The sequence below is a fragment of the Streptomyces sp. NPDC007856 genome, assembly GCF_042868225.1.
Classification (GTDB): Bacteria; Actinomycetota; Actinomycetes; order Streptomycetales; family Streptomycetaceae; genus Streptomyces.
The window spans coordinates 169664-183978 of record NZ_JBIAEC010000008.1; the positions used below are offsets into that span (position 1 = coordinate 169664).

Consider the following 14315-nt stretch of genomic DNA (forward strand, 5'->3'; position numbering starts at 1 on the left):
GTCCGCCGCCGTGTGAGCGAAGGAGCGCAGTAGATCATGGACTGCATGGGGTGTATGCCACGAAGGGCGTGGAAACTGCCGTTTCTGGCTGAGGCGGAGGAAGTCGCCGCGCTACGGCGGATCCTGCGGCTTCACCTGGAACGCTGGGGACTGCAGGAACTCAGCGAAACCGCGCAACTGTGCGTCAGCGAGCTCGTCGCCAACGTCATCAAGCACGTCGGCCCTGGCACCCCGACCACGCTCGCGGTCTCCATGAGCGGGACCCGCTTGCGTATCGAAGTCCACGACCCCGACCCTCGGGCCCTTCCGACGCTCACGGACGCAGGCGCGGACGCCGAGTCGGGACGCGGCATGGCCCTGATCGACGCCATCACTGACCGTTGGGGCGTCGACCTTGCCCCTGGGCGCAAGACGACCTGGTGCGAGCTCCGCACCTGCCTCAAGGCGGCCGACGGACACACCGCAGGCCTTCGCGTGGACCGCGCCGCGAACGTCCTCGGGTTCTACGCCGACGTTACGAACCTGCCGACAGGGTCGAAGCGTGGCCGGGTGGGGACGGCGGTGGCGGAGGAGGCGGCGATCAACGTGATCGCTGACCTCCTCCACTGGCTCGACGCACACGGCCGGGACCCGGACGAGGTCCTGGAGCGCGCTCAGACGCACTTCCAGGCCGACGCTGAAGCCCGCTGATCTCGGCGTCGGTCAGCTAGCAGTGATAGCCGAGTACGTCCACATGTCGGCCGGTAGTTCGTGCTTCAGACGCCATGTGATCGCCATCGGCTTGCTGCCCGTGTGGTTTTCGTAGGTGGCCGGGCCGAGCAGCATCCAGGGCTGGGACTTGCCTATGTCGGTGTTCTTGTAACGCCGCATGAACAGGAGGACGTGGCTGCCGCGTTCCTTGTGTTTCTGGTAGCGCAGGCCGGTGGGGGAGTTGGCGGCCGTTGAGTTCTGGGACTCCCAGTGGAAGAGCGTCGGGCTCAACGCGTAGTCCTTGTACCGGATGGTGGGCGAGAAGTCCTTCTCGTCCTTGTCCAGAGTGATGAGAAGTGCGTCGGTCTCAAGCTCCTCGACCCATTGCACGCCCTGCGCGAAGGAACGGGGCATCTGACCGCCGAAGCGAGCTACGCCGAGAGCGGCCAGGATCTCGGAGCGGTTGTAGGCGCTGTGTACCTTCATTGGGACATGGCTGAGGGGGCCGGAGAGCGGGATGGGGACGTGGTCGGCCTGCTCGATGACGTGTGAAATCACCTGCCGCAACTCGTCCCGGAACACCCGCTGGTCCCGCAGCGACTCCAGACCTTCCTGGAGGCTGGTGTAGCCGCCTGCGTTGTCCCAGAGGTTGAAGAACAGCATGCGGGCATACGACTTGTCGGTGGGACTGAGCTCCTCATAGGCCGGAGCGTTGTCTTGGAGGAGGCGGAGGTAGGCCTCCGCGCGCTCCGGGTCGTCTACGTGCAGGAAGGCGTGGACCCGCTTGAGGAGTGCGGCCTCTCCAGAGGGTGCGGGTTCGTCGATCAGGCCGGCGCGGCGCAGCACGGTCGTCCAGGAGTTGTCGCTCTTGTACAGCTCCTTGATCTCCCGACGGCTCTCCCGCAGGTAACCGGCGAGGCGCGGCGTGCCGTAGGCCCTGACCTCCTTCATCAGTGTCTTCACCGTGGCACCCAGCTGGGTCCGGATGTTGTCGATGACGAGGTCTTTCGACTTGCCCTCCAGGATGATCTGGCAGCCGGACGGCAGCTGGGGGAAGTCGTGCTCGATGTGATCAAGGAGTCGGTTCCGCGACAGGTTGGTCAGGGCCCGGAACTGCTCCTCGAAGCGGAACTCGGCCCGGTGCTGACCGATGAAGTCAAGGACGGTGAGGACGGGCTTCGTTTCGGTGCGGCGCAGGCCCCGGCCCAACTGCTGGAGGAAGACGGTGGCGCTGTTGGTGGGGCGGAGGAGAAGCAGTGTGTCGACGTCGGGGATGTCGAGTCCCTCGTTGAACAGGTCGACGGAGAAGATCACCTGCAGCTTTCCGTCACCGAGGTCGGACAAGGCCTGTGAGCGCACTTCCGAGGGCGAGTCGCTGTCGAGCGCCACTGCCTTGAAGCCGGCCTCTTGGAAGAAGTCCGCCATGAAGTGGGCGTGGGCCTTCGTCACGCAGAAGCCGAGCGCCCGCATCGCGCCAGGGTTGGAGATCTTGTCCCGGATCTGCTTCACCACGATCCGGGCGCGCGCGTGGTTGCCGGTGTAAAGGTTGCCGAGCTCCTGATCGGCGTACGAACCCTTCTGCCAGCCGAGGTTCGTCAGATCCGTGCCGTCGGGGATGCCGAAATAGTGGAAGGGGCAGAGGAGGTCGTTCTCCAGGGCTTCCCAGAGCCGCATCTCGGCTGCGATTCGGCCCTCGAAGAACTCGTCTTGGACGTTGAGCCCGTCCATCCGTTCGGGGGTGGCCGTCAGGCCCAGCAGCTCCTTCGGCCTGAAGTGGTTGATGACGCGCCGGTAGGTGGCGGCGGTGGCGTGGTGGAACTCATCGATGACGATGACGTCGAAGTGATCCGAAGCCAGTTGCTCAAGACGCTGGACATTGAGCGACTGGACGCTGGCGAAGACGTGGTCCCAGTCGCGGGGATCCTGCCCTGCGTGGAGCAGCTCTCCGAAGGAAGCGTCGTCCAGTACCTCCTGGTAGGTACGCAGGGACTGCTTGAGGATCTCCTTGCGGTGGGCCACGAACAGCAGCCTTGGCCGGTCTCCCTCGGACTTGCCGCACAGACTGCGGTAGTCGAGGGCGGCCATCACCGTCTTCCCGGTGCCGGTCGCCGCGACCAGCAGGTTCCGATGCCGCCCGCGCAGCTCCCGCTCGGCAGTGAGCCGCTCCAGCATGTCCCGCTGGTGGGGATAGGCGCGCACCTCGAGACCCGAGAGGCTGATCTTCAGGTCCGAGCTGCCGTTGGTGCCGCTCGCCTGGGCCAGCGCTTCATCGAGACGTTCGCCGTGGAGATCGGGGTCGTATGTCTCGAAGGCGGCGTCGTTCCAGTACGCATCGAAGGTCGCCTCGAACTTGTTCAGCACGGCAGGTGTGGCGACGGACGACAGTCGCACGTTCCACTCCAGGCCGTCGAGCAGTGCGGCCTTCGAGAGGTTGGAGCTGCCAACGTACGCCGTGTCAAAGCCTGTTCTGCGCCTGAACAGCCAGGCCTTGGCATGCAGTCGAGTGGAACGCGTTTCGTAGTTGACCTTGACCGTGGCACCGAAGTCCCGGACCAGACGGTCGAGCGCGTGGCGTTCGGTGGCGCCGATGTAGGTGGTCGTTATGACGCGAATCGGCACGCCTCTGTCCCGCGCGGCGCGCAGTGAGTCCTCCAGAACGCGAATCCCGTACCACTTCACGAACGCGCAAAGCAGGTCGATGCGATCCGCCGTGGCCAGCTCCGCCCTCAGCTCGGCACCGAGGCTGAGGTCCTCCGGGGAGTTGGTTATGAGCGACGTCTCGGACAGAGGCGTCAAGGGGCGCAAGGCGTAGACGCCCGGAGCCTCCTGCCGTGCAAGAGTCAGCAGTTGTCGCGGCCCCTCGATGATGGAGCTGACGGCGTCGGTATCGCTCGATTCTGGAGCGTCCGTAGCGGCCAGTGCCTTGAGGATGTGGTTCGCGACGCTGACGCGATCCTCGGCCGGAACTTGAGCCAGCCTCTGGCCGACAGCTTCACCGATATAGCGAGCTAGGACATGGGGTGCGGACTCGGAGCTGACCTCGGCGGCAATGGCTTTCCAGCCAGCCGCCTCGAATCGCTCCAACTCGTTGCGGAGGTCATGCGTGATCAGCTTCTCGTAGATGCCAGCGATCGGCTCCGACCGACCCATCGGGTTTGCCACGGGCTGCTCCCCCCTGATCCCTCATGTTGCTCGTGCGCGGCCTTGCCCGCCGATGTGGATCAGTTCTAACAGCAGCCACTGACAGGTGGAGGTCGTGTGCCGAAATCAGGGCACCGGGGTCTTTCAGTGGCTGCAAGGCCGAGCCCGGGTGGGTGGCCATTCGGGGGGCTGGATGGGGAGCCGGAATGAGGGGCGTGCCGGCTGGGTGGCGGCACGCCGGGCTGGGGCGGAGGCTTGCGGGGGTGGCGGATCGGCGTGTTCTTACGCTCCGTGGCACGCGTCATAGAACTGGGCAGAGCCACACCAGCACTCCGCCCCCCTCTGCGGCGGCCAGGCAACCGCCCGCCCCCGCGCCGCCAGCGTCGTCGCATACTGCGGCAGCAGCGTGACGTCCTCCGGCGATGACCCCTCCGACGCCGCGAACGCCTCGTACGAAGGGACCGTCCCCGTCACGATGCCCAGGTTCGCCGTGCCCGAAGACGACAGCTCGCGCAGGGACGACTCTATGGTCGCCAGGTGGGTGTCGTGGGAGGGGTACTCCACGGCAAGGGGCGGGTAGGCCGAGAGGAGTTCTGTCAGTTCACCCGCCGGCCAGTGGAGGACCGCCACCGGGAAGGGGCGGGAGAGGGCCTCTCTGTAGGCGCCCAGTTCGGCTTGGAGGCGGGTGATCTCCGCCTGGAGTTCCGCCGGGTTCTCCGAGCCCAGGGACCAGACGCGTTTGGGGTCGTGGAGCTCGTCCAGGGACACGGGGGACGTGTGGAGCGTGTCCGCCAGTGTGTCCCAGGTGTCGTGGGGCAGGCCCAGCATGCGGCGGACGCGGTGGCGGCCGTAGAGGAGTGGGTGGGTGGCGGGTGCGGGTTCCGGGTCGTCCGCCTCCGGCAGGAGCAGGCTCGCCCCCTCCGTGAAGGTCTCCGCCGCGGCCTCCAGCTCGTCGTGCGACTCCAGGGACTCCGCGATGATCACCCAGGGGGCCGGGTCGCGGGGAGCGGAGGTGCGCAGGCCCTCGATGATCGCCCTTGCCTCCGCCTCGTGGCCGTACTCCCAGAGGTTCGACGCCTTCAGGGCTCGTACGAGGGCGGGGTTCTCCAGGGCGTCCGTCGTGGACAGCAGGCGGTCGTAGAGCGCGGTGGCCGCGGGGCGGTCGCCGGACAGTTCGAGGTGGGCCGCCGCCCGCAGCAGCAGGGCCTCGGCGTCCTCGGGGTACAGTCCGGCGGTTCGCTCCAGGCGTGCCGCTTCGGCGGTGTGGTCGACGTTCTCGGCAGGCGTGTCGGGGCGCATGGGGGACACCGTACTGCCGAGCGGTGACAGGAGGGAGTAAGGCCAGTTCATTGGCTTCCCTCTGCTCTCCTCGCACCGTCACTCCGTCCACTTGGAGCGTCTGGATCGACTTCGGTGCGAAGGGGACCGACAGGGACTTGCCGGAGACGTATGTGTCCGGGTGCGGTGTGTAGAGGTCCGATCCGCCCGTCGTCACCGTGTTCCAGCGGGGGACCAGGCCTCCCGAGCCGCAGGTAACGGAAGAGAAGCGGGACAGGTCGAACGCGGCGGCCGGGTCAGGCCCGTGGCGTCGGCGTCTCCCGTTTCCGAGTTCCACAGGGCCTTGCCCGCCGTCGTCACCACGTCCGTGTGGAGCAGGTCGCGGCGGCCACCCGAGCCCTGGTAGCCGTGGTCTCTCAAACCCGTTGAGGAAGTCGTCAAGTCGGTGATTCGCTTGCGACTATGGCCAGTTGTGCCCGTTGCGCCTACCCTGCGGGCGGCTCCCGTGGGGCCCGTGGAGGTGGGTGCGGATGCCGGCATGGTCGGGTGTGCGGGTCGTACGGCACAGCGATCGGCGTCGGCGTGCCCGGCGGCGGCGCGTGCTGTGGGGCGGGGCCGAGGCGCTCGTCACCGTCGGTGTGCTGCTCATGCTGCTGGTCGTGCACCAGCTGTGGTGGACCAACCGGGAGGCCCGGCGCGGCGCCGAGCGGCAGGTGGAGGCGCTGGAGCGGGAGTGGGGGCATGGGGGGTACGGCGCCGGTGGCGCGGCCCCGGCGCCCAACGCCACCTCCAGCTCACCATCCACGGCCCCCGCATCGACCCCGGACGCCTCCGAGTCCCGTACGCCGCAGCGGTCGTACACGCCCGTCAGCCTGCCCCGGCGGTCCCAGGCGTACGCGGTCCTCACCATCCCCCGGCTGGGGCTGCGCGTGCCCATCGCCGAGGGTGTGAGCAAGGCCGACGTCCTCAACAAGGGGTACGTCGGCCATTACCGGGGGACCCAACAGCCGGGGCAGGCGGGCAACTTCGCGCTCGCCGGGCACCGCAACACGCACGGCGAGCCGTTCCGGTACCTGCCCCGGTTGCGGCGCGGGGACGACATCGAGGTGGAGACGCGGACGGCGACGTACACGTACGACGTCGACCAGATCCTGCCGCAGACCTCCGCCCTGGACTCGGGGGTCGTGCGGCCGGTCCCGCGCTCGCTCGTGCGGCCCGGGTACGGGTACGACCAGCCCGGCTACTACATCACCCTCACCACCTGCACCCCCGAGTTCACCTCGCGCTACCGGATGGTGGTGTGGGGGAAGCTGGTGTCCATGCGGCCCCGCTGAGCGCCCGGCCTGTTCAGCGCGCCGCTACGCCCGCTCCCGCAGCGCCAGCACGCTCACTGCCCCGACCGCCGCGAGCGCCGCCGACACCAGCAGGGCGATGTTCGCGCCGTGGGCCAGGTTGCCGGTGGACGTGGCGAGGGCGATGGTCAGGGCCACGCCCGCGCAGGAGCCGATGTAGCGGAAGGTCTGCTGGGCGCCGGAGCCCATCGCGGCGCGTTCGCGCGGGACCGACTCGACGGCGAGCAGCGGCAGCGCGCCGTTGAGCAGGCCGCTGCCCACTCCGCTGATGATCAGGCCGGGCAGCAGCCGGGTCCAGGAGCCGGAGGCGAGGGCGCCGAGCATGGTCAGTACGGCGATGGTGTGCAGGGCGAAGCCGACGGCCAGTTGGGCGCGCGGGGCGATACGGCCGGCCAGGTGCTTGACCTGGAGGGCCACCGCGAAGCTCAGGCCGGACCAGAGCAGGAGCAGCCAGGCCGTGCCCATCGGGGACAGCCGGAGCGTCTGCTGGAACAGGGCCGGCAGGAAGCTGAACATGCCGATCACCGCGAGGCCCGTGAACAGGCCGCCGGCGGCCGAGGCCAGGAAGCGGGCGTGGCGCAGCAGGCCGAGGTCGATCATCGGCGTGCCGGTCCGGTGTTCCACGGCGGCGAAGAGCGCGATCAGGAGGACGGCGGCGGCCAGCAGCAGTCCCACCGGTGCGCGGAGCCAGCCGTCGCGGCCCAGGGTCAGGGCCGCCACCAGGGCGACCAGGGCGAGGCCGAAGGTCAGGGCGCCGAGGACGTCCGGCCGGCCGCCGCGCGGGGCGCGGGACTCGGTCAGCGTACGGGTGCCCAGCGCGGCCACGACGACGGCGGCGGCGCCCAGGACGCCGTACGCCATCCGCCAGGTCGGCAGCGCGCCCGCGACCAGCGGGCCGACCGCGATGCCGCCGCTGACGAAGGCGCCCCACACGCCGGTGGCGTGCAGTCGGCCGCGTGGCGAGGGGAAGGCCGCCACGAGCAGTCCGAGGCTGCTGGCCAGGATCGCCGCGCTCGCCGCGCCCTGGGCGATCCGGGCGAGGGTGAACTGCCAGGTCGAGGTGGTGAAGGCGGCGAGAGCGGTGGTGATGCCGAGGGCCAGGGTGCCGCCGAGGAAGATGCGACGGCGGCCGTAGTCGTCGGCGAGGCTGCCGGCCACCAGCAGCAGGGCGGCCAGGCCCAGCGGGGTGCCGTTCAGCAGCCAGGCCTGGCCGGAGAGCGGGGTGTGCAGGGCGGCCGCGGTCTCCGGGAGCGTGACCATCGGGGCCGTGTACGTCATCAGCGCCACGGCGGTGGCAGCGCTGGTCAGGGCGAGGGTGGCCCGGGGGCGTACGGGGGCGTCGGGGGCGCTCGTGCCGCGTACGGCAGTGGCGGCGGGGATGGTGGTGGCGGAGTCGAGCCCGGTCATGGCGGGGTCCTGTCCTTACGGGGCCTGCGGTGACGTGTGGGTCACTCGGCGAACCGACTGTCAGTTCGGTCATTGAACTAACCTGGCTCCTCCACCGTAACACCGTCGGTTCGGTCACTGAACCCATGTGTCGGAAAGTGGCTACAGTGGACGGCATGGCACTGGGCAAGGACTACGCGACACAGGAGTGCTCGATCGCCCGCGCGCTCGAGGTCGTCGGCGAGCGCTGGACGCTGCTCGTCGTCCGGGACGCGCTCTACGGCGTGCGGCGCTACAACGACTTCCTGGTCCACCTCGGCATCCCGCGCGCCGTCCTGGCCGCCCGCCTGCAGACCCTGACCGCCGAGGGCATCCTCGAAAAGCGCCGGTACCAGGAGTCGCCGCCGCGCGACGAGTACGTCCTCACCGAGCGCGGCATCGCCCTGTGGCCCACCCTGCGGGCCCTCGGCCTGTGGGGCCGCGAGCACTTCACCGAGACACAGCTGCGGTACTTCCGGCACGCGGCCTGCGGCACGGACCTCGGGCCGTACGGCGAATGCCCCGCCTGCGGGGTCGTCGTACCGGTCGAGGACGTGGTCATGGAGCCCGGCCCGGGCCTCGACCCCGACCCGGCGGATCCGGTCAGCCGGGTCCTGCTGAAGCCGAAGCGGCTGCTGGAGCCGCTGGAGACGGAACCGGCCTGAGCACAGGCCGTGCTCCGAGCCGGCCGGTCAGGAGCTGCCCGATCCGGCGCCCCTGAGGACGTCGATCCCGGCCTGATCCGTCGCCTCCGCCCGGCCGCCCAGCCGGTGGACGACCACCCACCGGCCGTCCGCCATGGCTCCGGCGAAGACGGAGGCATGGCGGGTCGCGCCGTTGTGCCAGAGCAGCGGGCCGGCCGTCTGCCAGGAGGGGGCGGGATCTCCCAGCCGGCGCTCCAGCACCAGCCGGACCAGCAGATCGGCGACCGCACGCGGGGTCGCCCACAGACCGCCCGCCGGAAGGATCGCCCCGTCCATGGTCCAGGGCCTGCGAGTCCTGCCGAGGAACCCGGGAGCCAGCAGGCGCCGGCCGGGGTCGGGACGCGCGCTGACCTCATGCACGTCCAGCGGCCGCAGGACATGCTCGGCGAGCAGCTCCTCGTACGGCGCACCGGCCGCGCCGACCAGTGCCGCGCCCAGGACCGCGTACCCGAGGTTGGAGTACTCCTCCTGCTCTCCCGGCGGCCGGACCACGACCCCGTCCAGCCGCCCGAGCAGCCGCTGCAGCGCGTCGCCGTCGAACGCGGCGTACGGATCGCGGCCCCCGGCGCCGGGCGGAAGGCGCGGCAGCCCGGAGGTGTGCTCGGCCAGGTGCCGCAGCGTGATGCCGGTGCGCGGCGCGGCGGGGAGCCAGCGCTCGACGGGATCGTCGACGTCGAGCAGGCCCGCGGCGGCCATGCGCATGAGCGCCGTACCGGTGAGCACCTTGGTGAAGGAGCCGATCTCGACGAACCGGTCCACGGCGTGACCGTCGTCTACCTGCGCGGAATTCGTGTGGGTCAGGACGCAGGTGGGAGTGCGCGGCATACGGGGCCCTTTCCGGTGTCGGGTCGGCTCTGCCTGTATTCGGCTCTACTTGTATAAAGGGCAAACAGGCACCGGAGGTTGAGACCGTGGAAGGGGGAAGCCAAGTGGTCCGCAGTCTCGCGCGGTCGCGTGCGCTCGCCCCGCTGCTGCTTCTGCTCCTGCCGCTCATGCTGCTCGACACCGGCAACCTCTCCGCGACCGTGGCGCTCGCCGCGACCGCGGCGGCCGGGGCGGCGTTCACCGCCTGCGCGCTGATCGCCGCCCGCTGTGCGCCCGCCGTCCCGCCCACCCGGGTGCGTACGGCGATCCGCGACCGGGCCCGGCGTACGGCCTTCCTGCCGCAGCGCGATCCCGACGCGCCCGGCCGGCGCCGGCCCAGGGCACCCGGGCACGTCCTTCCGGCGACCGCCGCGTAGGGCACGTCCCTCCTTCGCACACGTGACCCCGCGCGGGTCGTCATGCCGCTCTGTTCACTTCCGGCACGACGAGACCCCCGGAGGGCTCACCCATGTCCGTCTTCTCTGTCTTCTCCGTCTTCGCCCGTCTGGTCGAGCAGCTCGCCGACCTGCTCCAGCCGCTCTTCCACGCCTCCGCGGCCGCCGCCGCGATCGTCCTGTTCACCGCGCTCGTACGACTCCTCGTCCACCCGCTGTCCCGCGCCGCCGCCCGCGGCGGGCGCGCCCGCGCCGCACTGCAGCCGCGTATCGCCGAACTGCGCAGGAAGCACGCCAAGGACCCGCAGCGGCTGCAGCAGGCGGTGCTCGAACTGCACGCCGAGGAAAAGGTGTCACCGCTGTCCGGCTGTCTGCCCAGCCTGCTCCAGCTGCCCGCCTTCTTCCTCCTCTACCACCTCTTCTCCAGCTCCACGATCGGCGGTGCGAGCAACGGGCTGCTCGGCCACCGGCTGTTCGCGGCGCCGCTGGGCGGGCGCTGGGCCGACGCCCTCGCCGGCGGTGGGGTGTTCGGGCCGGCGGGGCTGGTCTATCTCGGGCTCTTCGCGACCGTCGCGGTCATCGCCACCTTCAACTGCCTTCGTACCAAGCGGATGAAGGCGGCCGATCCCATCGCCGCGGGCGCGGCGGGAGCGGTGGGCGGCGAGCAGGTGCCGGGGCTCGGCGCGGTCAACAAGGTCATGCCGTTCATGTCCTTCTTCACGCTCGTCACCGTGGCGGTCGTACCGTTGGCCGCCGCGCTGTACGTCGTCACCAGCACGGCCTGGACCGCGCTGGAACGGGCCGCGCTGTACCGGTAGCAGGCGCGGTTACGGTCCAGTACGTGAACAAGGTCTTGCGGACTGGACCGGCCGATTGGACGATCGACCAGTCCTCCGATGGCTGCACCCATCGGTCCGGGCGTCCGCGATCGAGGGAGATTGTGACCATGAAGCTGCTGCGAGTCGGTACGGCAGGGGCCGAGCGGCCCGCGCTGCTCGACGCCGAGGGGACCCTGCGGGACCTGTCGGGCCTCGTGGCCGACATCGACGGCGCGCTCCTCGCCGACGAGGCCGCGCTCGACCGGGTACGGGCGGCGGCCGAGTCCGGCGAGCTGCCCGCGCTGGACGCGACGGGGCTCCGCATCGGGCCGCCGCTCGGCCGCATTGGGAAGATCGTGTGCATCGGGCTCAACTACCACGACCACGCCCGCGAGACCGGCGCCGAACCGCCTGCCGAGCCGGTGGTCTTCTTCAAGGCGCCGGACACGGTGGTCGGGCCGAACGACACGGTGCTCGTCCCGAGGGGCTCGGCCAAGACCGACTGGGAGGTGGAGCTGGCGGTCGTCATCGGACGTACGGCCCGCTATCTGTCGTCGGCCGAGGAGGCGCTCGCGCATGTCGCGGGGTACGCGGTGGCCCATGACGTGTCCGAGCGGGAGTTCCAGATCGAGCGCGGTGGCACCTGGGACAAGGGCAAGAACTGCGAGACGTTCAATCCGCTGGGGCCGTGGCTGGTGACGGCCGACGAGGTCGCCGACCCGCAGGATCTGTCGCTGAAGCTGTGGGTCAACGGGGAGTTGAAGCAGGACGGTACGACGGCCGAGCAGATCTTTCCCGTGGCGGAGGTCGTGCGGTACGTCAGCCAGTTCATGACGCTGTATCCCGGGGATGTCATCAACACGGGGACGCCGGCCGGGGTGGCCATGGGGCGGCCCGAGCCGAAGCCGTATCTGCGGGCCGGGGACGTGGTCGAGCTGGAGATTCCTGGGCTCGGTCGGCAGCGGCAGGAGCTCAAAGACGCTTAAGGGGGTGAGGACTGCGCGAGTTCGGCGGGTGCGGGTCGTCCGTGGTTTCTCGCGCAGTTCCTCGCGCCCCTTTGGGGCGCCTGAGGTCACCCCAGCAGAGAAGCCAGGCGGCGCCATTGTTCCCTGGGAAGGGTGTTCCTGTCGCCGCCTGCCACCACCTGGAGGGCCACGTGGTCCGCGCCCGCCTCGTGGAAGGTGTCGATGCGATCCCGGATGCGGCTGTCGTCGCCCCAGGCGAAGACCGCGTCGACCAGGCGGTCACTGCCGCCGTCGGCGAGGTCGTCCTCGGTGAAGCCGTGCCGGAGGAAGTTGTTGGTGTAGTTCGGCAGGGCCAGGTACATCGCGAGGGTGTCGCGGGCGAGGGCGCGGGCACGGGCCGGGTCGGTCTCCAGGACCACCTTCAGCTCCGGGGCGAGCAGCGGTCCGGCGCCGAGGATCTCGCGGGCCTGCGCGGTGTGCTCGGGGGTGACCAGGTACGGCACGGCGCCCGCCGCCCGGTCGCGGGACAGCTCCAGGACCTTCGGGCCGAGGGCGGCCAGCACCCGGCGGTCGGCGGGCACCCCGACCTTGTCCAGGGCGTCGAGATAGGCGACCAGGGCCGAGTACGGCCGGCGGTACTGGTCGGCGAGCTTGGCGTGGCTCACGCCGAGGCCGAGCAGGAAGCGGCCGGGGTGTGCCGCGTCGACCTCGGCGAAGGCGGCGGCGCTGGTCTCGGCGTCGTACTGCCAGATGCTCTGGATGCTGGTGCCGACGGTGAGCCGGTCGGTCGCCTCCAGGAGGGGTACGGCGTGCCGGGCGGCGCTGCTGCCGCCCAGCCAGGCGGCGCCGAAGCCGAGCTCCTCCAACTCAGCGGCCGCCTCGCCCAGTTCGCCGCGCCGGGAGGGGTCCTCCGCGCGCAGGCCGATGCTCCAGATGCCGTACCGGCCGATCCTGTCCTTCAAGGTGCTCACGGTGCTCATGGGGCTGTCCCTCCGGGTGGGGCCGTGACCATCACGTCTGCAGCCATTCCCAACCGGAGGGATCCGTCACGTAATCCCGGCGGGTGTCACACCTTCAGGAACTGCTCCAGTGCCTCCACCACGAACCTGTGGTCCTGGAGCTGGGGGAGGCCGGAGACGGTCACCGCGCCGATGACGCCCACGTTCTCGACGTTGATCGGGAACGAGCCGCCGTGGGCCGCGTAGGTGTCGGGGTCGAGGCGGGAGGAGTCCTCGAACGTCGTGCCCTTGGCGCGGAAGCGGGCGCCGACCAGGTAGGAGGAGGCGCCGTAGCGCTCCACGACCCGGCGCTTGCGGGCGATCCAGGAGTCGTTGTCGGGGGTGGAGCCCGGCAGGGCCGCGTGGAAGAGCTGCTGGCCGGCGCGGTGGATGTCGATGGCGACCGGGGCCTGGCGCTCCCGGGCCAGTTCGACCAGCAGCGAGCCGAGGGCCCAGGCGTCGTCGTACGTGAACCGCGGGAAGACCAGGCGGCGTTCCTGGGCCTCCAACTCCCCTATGGACGGGGTGAGTTCGGGGGTGGTCCGGGGGGTGATCTGCGGGTGGTGCTGGGGGTGCTGCTGGTGTGGCATCAGAGGGTCACCGTCACCTTGTCCGTGGCCGACTTGCGGGCCGCTTCCAGTACGTCGAGGGCGGCGGCCGCCTCCAGCGCGGTCACCGGATTGGGGCCGGCGCCGGTCAGGGCGCGGGCGACGGCCGTGTAGTAGGCGGGGTAGTCGCCGGGGAGCGTCGGTACGGGGGTGCCGCCGCCGGTCAGCGGGGACTCTCCGGCGCCGATACGGCCGTACAGGGACTCGGGCTCCGCGCCCCACCGGGGGCCGGGGCGCAGGCCCTCGCGCAGGGCCGCCTCCTGCGGGTCGAGGCCGTACTTCACATAGCCCGCCTGCGAGCCCAGCACCCGGAAGCGGGGGCCGAGCTGGGCGGTCGTCGCGGACACGTAGAGGTGGGAGCGGACGCCGTTCGCGTGCGTGAGCGCGATGAAGGTGTCGTCGTCGGTCTCGGCGCCGGGGCGGCGGAGGTCCGTCTCGGCGTAGACCTCGGTGACCGGGCCGAAGAGGACCAGGGCCTGGTCGACGACATGGCTGCCGAGGTCGTAGAGCAGACCTCCGATCTCTGCGGGGTCGCCGGACTCGCGCCAGCCGCCCTTGGGCTGGGGGCGCCAGCGCTCGAAGCGGGACTCGAAGCGCCATACGTCACCCAGGTCTCCCTGGGTGATCAGCTTGCGGAGGGTCAGGAAGTCGTTGTCCCAGCGGCGGTTCTGGAAGACCGACAGGAGCAGGCCGCGCTCCTCGGCGAGAGCGGCGAGGTCGCGGGCCTCGGCCGCGGTGCCGGCCAGCGGCTTGTCCACGACGACCGGCAGGCCGGCCTTCAGGGCGGCGGTGGCGAGCGGGACGTGCGTCCTGTTCGGGGAGGCGATGACGACCAGGTCCAGCTCGTCCGCGCGGTCGAACAGCTCCTCGGGGCCGGCGGCGAGCGTCACGTCCGGGAACTCGGCGCGGGCCTGCTGCTGCCGCTCCGGGTTGGCGGTGACCACGGTGTCCAGGGCGAGGCCCTCCGTGGCGGCGATCAGCGGGGCGTGGAAGACGGAGCCGGCGAGGCCGTAGCCGATCAGGCCGACGCGGAGGGGGGTGGCGGTCGTGCGCCCTGTCATGGATCCCATGGAGCTA

Annotated in this window: 13 protein-coding genes and 1 pseudogene; 6 read left to right on the top strand and 8 right to left on the bottom strand. The window is 70.5% G+C overall.

The window, feature by feature from the left end; translation table 11 throughout:
* The first annotated feature begins 36 nt into the window (after positions 1 to 36).
* Positions 37 to 690, top strand: coding sequence for an ATP-binding protein (locus ACFYOH_RS20735; RefSeq protein ID WP_388627456.1), 654 nt, complete (start codon positions 37 to 39; stop codon positions 688 to 690).
* A 12-nt stretch (positions 691 to 702) separates the two neighbouring features.
* Here the strand turns inward: ACFYOH_RS20735 and ACFYOH_RS20740 are convergent, their stop codons facing one another.
* The 3 genes and pseudogenes from ACFYOH_RS20740 to ACFYOH_RS20750 form a co-directional block, all read right to left on the bottom strand.
* Complete coding sequence (locus tag ACFYOH_RS20740) at positions 703 to 3840, bottom strand: DUF3427 domain-containing protein (protein WP_388627737.1); 3138 nt, start codon at positions 3838 to 3840, stop codon at positions 703 to 705.
* Positions 3841 to 4113: 273 nt separating this feature from the next.
* Complete coding sequence (locus ACFYOH_RS20745) at positions 4114 to 5130, bottom strand: hypothetical protein (protein WP_388627457.1); 1017 nt, start codon at positions 5128 to 5130, stop codon at positions 4114 to 4116.
* Between the two features lie 73 nt (positions 5131 to 5203).
* A pseudogene (locus ACFYOH_RS20750) lies at positions 5204 to 5607 on the bottom strand (hypothetical protein); the annotation flags it as partial.
* 32 nt (positions 5608 to 5639) lie between these two features.
* Here ACFYOH_RS20750 and ACFYOH_RS20755 point away from each other — a divergent pair.
* Entirely contained in the window at positions 5640 to 6443 is an 804-nt protein-coding gene (locus ACFYOH_RS20755; protein WP_388627459.1) for a class E sortase, read from the top strand.
* 24 nt (positions 6444 to 6467) lie between these two features.
* On the opposite strand, the gene ACFYOH_RS20760 is transcribed toward ACFYOH_RS20755, so the two are convergent.
* On the bottom strand, positions 6468 to 7868 hold the full coding sequence (locus ACFYOH_RS20760) for an MFS transporter (RefSeq protein WP_388627460.1): 1401 nt from the start codon (positions 7866 to 7868) through the stop codon (positions 6468 to 6470).
* A gap of 155 nt (positions 7869 to 8023) precedes the next feature.
* Between ACFYOH_RS20760 and ACFYOH_RS20765 the strand changes: the two genes are divergently transcribed.
* Positions 8024 to 8551, top strand: coding sequence for a winged helix-turn-helix transcriptional regulator (locus ACFYOH_RS20765; RefSeq protein ID WP_388627462.1), 528 nt, complete (start codon positions 8024 to 8026; stop codon positions 8549 to 8551).
* 27 nt (positions 8552 to 8578) lie between these two features.
* On the opposite strand, the gene ACFYOH_RS20770 is transcribed toward ACFYOH_RS20765, so the two are convergent.
* The gene (locus ACFYOH_RS20770; protein ID WP_388627463.1) at positions 8579 to 9415 is read right to left on the bottom strand and encodes a serine hydrolase domain-containing protein; all 837 of its coding nucleotides are present in this window, start codon (positions 9413 to 9415) and stop codon (positions 8579 to 8581) included.
* 104 nt (positions 9416 to 9519) lie between these two features.
* Here ACFYOH_RS20770 and ACFYOH_RS20775 point away from each other — a divergent pair, with 104 nt between their 5' ends.
* The 3 genes from ACFYOH_RS20775 (at position 9520) to ACFYOH_RS20785 (ending at position 11653) form a co-directional block, all read left to right on the top strand.
* Positions 9520 to 9831, top strand: a complete 312-nt coding sequence (locus ACFYOH_RS20775) for a DUF6412 domain-containing protein (protein WP_388627465.1) — start codon at positions 9520 to 9522, stop codon at positions 9829 to 9831.
* A gap of 92 nt (positions 9832 to 9923) precedes the next feature.
* Positions 9924 to 10667 (top strand): YidC/Oxa1 family membrane protein insertase, encoded by a 744-nt coding sequence (locus ACFYOH_RS20780; RefSeq protein ID WP_388627467.1) that lies wholly within the window; start codon positions 9924 to 9926, stop codon positions 10665 to 10667.
* 128 nt (positions 10668 to 10795) lie between these two features.
* Positions 10796 to 11653, top strand: coding sequence for a fumarylacetoacetate hydrolase family protein (locus tag ACFYOH_RS20785; protein ID WP_388627468.1), 858 nt, complete (start codon positions 10796 to 10798; stop codon positions 11651 to 11653).
* 86 nt (positions 11654 to 11739) lie between these two features.
* On the opposite strand, the gene ACFYOH_RS20790 is transcribed toward ACFYOH_RS20785, so the two are convergent.
* The 3 genes from ACFYOH_RS20790 to ACFYOH_RS20800 all read right to left on the bottom strand — a co-directional run bounded on the left by ACFYOH_RS20790 (position 11740) and on the right by ACFYOH_RS20800 (position 14299).
* Entirely contained in the window at positions 11740 to 12612 is an 873-nt protein-coding gene (locus ACFYOH_RS20790) for an LLM class F420-dependent oxidoreductase (protein ID WP_388627470.1), read from the bottom strand.
* Positions 12613 to 12698: 86 nt separating this feature from the next.
* Positions 12699 to 13220 (bottom strand): heme-degrading domain-containing protein, encoded by a 522-nt coding sequence (locus ACFYOH_RS20795; protein ID WP_388627471.1) that lies wholly within the window; start codon positions 13218 to 13220, stop codon positions 12699 to 12701.
* A complete protein-coding gene (locus ACFYOH_RS20800) occupies positions 13220 to 14299 on the bottom strand; it encodes a Gfo/Idh/MocA family oxidoreductase (protein WP_388627473.1) in 1080 nt (359 codons plus the stop codon). Before ACFYOH_RS20800 ends, ACFYOH_RS20795 begins: the two co-directional genes overlap by 1 nt.
* Positions 14300 to 14315: the final 16 nt, after the last annotated feature.

Bases quoted from the DNA above. Each gene is read 5' to 3' on its own strand.
- ACFYOH_RS20735 (WP_388627456.1), top strand. From the start codon at position 37: ATGGACTGCATGGGGTGTATGCCACGAAGGGCGTGGAAACTGCCGTTT.
- ACFYOH_RS20795 (WP_388627471.1), bottom strand. From the start codon at position 13,220: ATGCCACACCAGCAGCACCCCCAGCACCACCCGCAGATCACCCCCCGG.
- ACFYOH_RS20800 (WP_388627473.1), bottom strand. From the start codon at position 14,299: ATGACAGGGCGCACGACCGCCACCCCCCTCCGCGTCGGCCTGATCGGC.
- ACFYOH_RS20740 (WP_388627737.1), bottom strand. From the start codon at position 3,840: ATGGGTCGGTCGGAGCCGATCGCTGGCATCTACGAGAAGCTGATCACG.
- ACFYOH_RS20765 (WP_388627462.1), top strand. From the start codon at position 8,024: ATGGCACTGGGCAAGGACTACGCGACACAGGAGTGCTCGATCGCCCGC.
- ACFYOH_RS20760 (WP_388627460.1), bottom strand. From the start codon at position 7,868: ATGACCGGGCTCGACTCCGCCACCACCATCCCCGCCGCCACTGCCGTA.
- ACFYOH_RS20790 (WP_388627470.1), bottom strand. From the start codon at position 12,612: ATGAGCACCGTGAGCACCTTGAAGGACAGGATCGGCCGGTACGGCATC.
- ACFYOH_RS20755 (WP_388627459.1), top strand. From the start codon at position 5,640: ATGCCGGCATGGTCGGGTGTGCGGGTCGTACGGCACAGCGATCGGCGT.
- ACFYOH_RS20745 (WP_388627457.1), bottom strand. From the start codon at position 5,130: ATGCGCCCCGACACGCCTGCCGAGAACGTCGACCACACCGCCGAAGCG.
- ACFYOH_RS20780 (WP_388627467.1), top strand. From the start codon at position 9,924: ATGTCCGTCTTCTCTGTCTTCTCCGTCTTCGCCCGTCTGGTCGAGCAG.
- ACFYOH_RS20785 (WP_388627468.1), top strand. From the start codon at position 10,796: ATGAAGCTGCTGCGAGTCGGTACGGCAGGGGCCGAGCGGCCCGCGCTG.
- ACFYOH_RS20770 (WP_388627463.1), bottom strand. From the start codon at position 9,415: ATGCCGCGCACTCCCACCTGCGTCCTGACCCACACGAATTCCGCGCAG.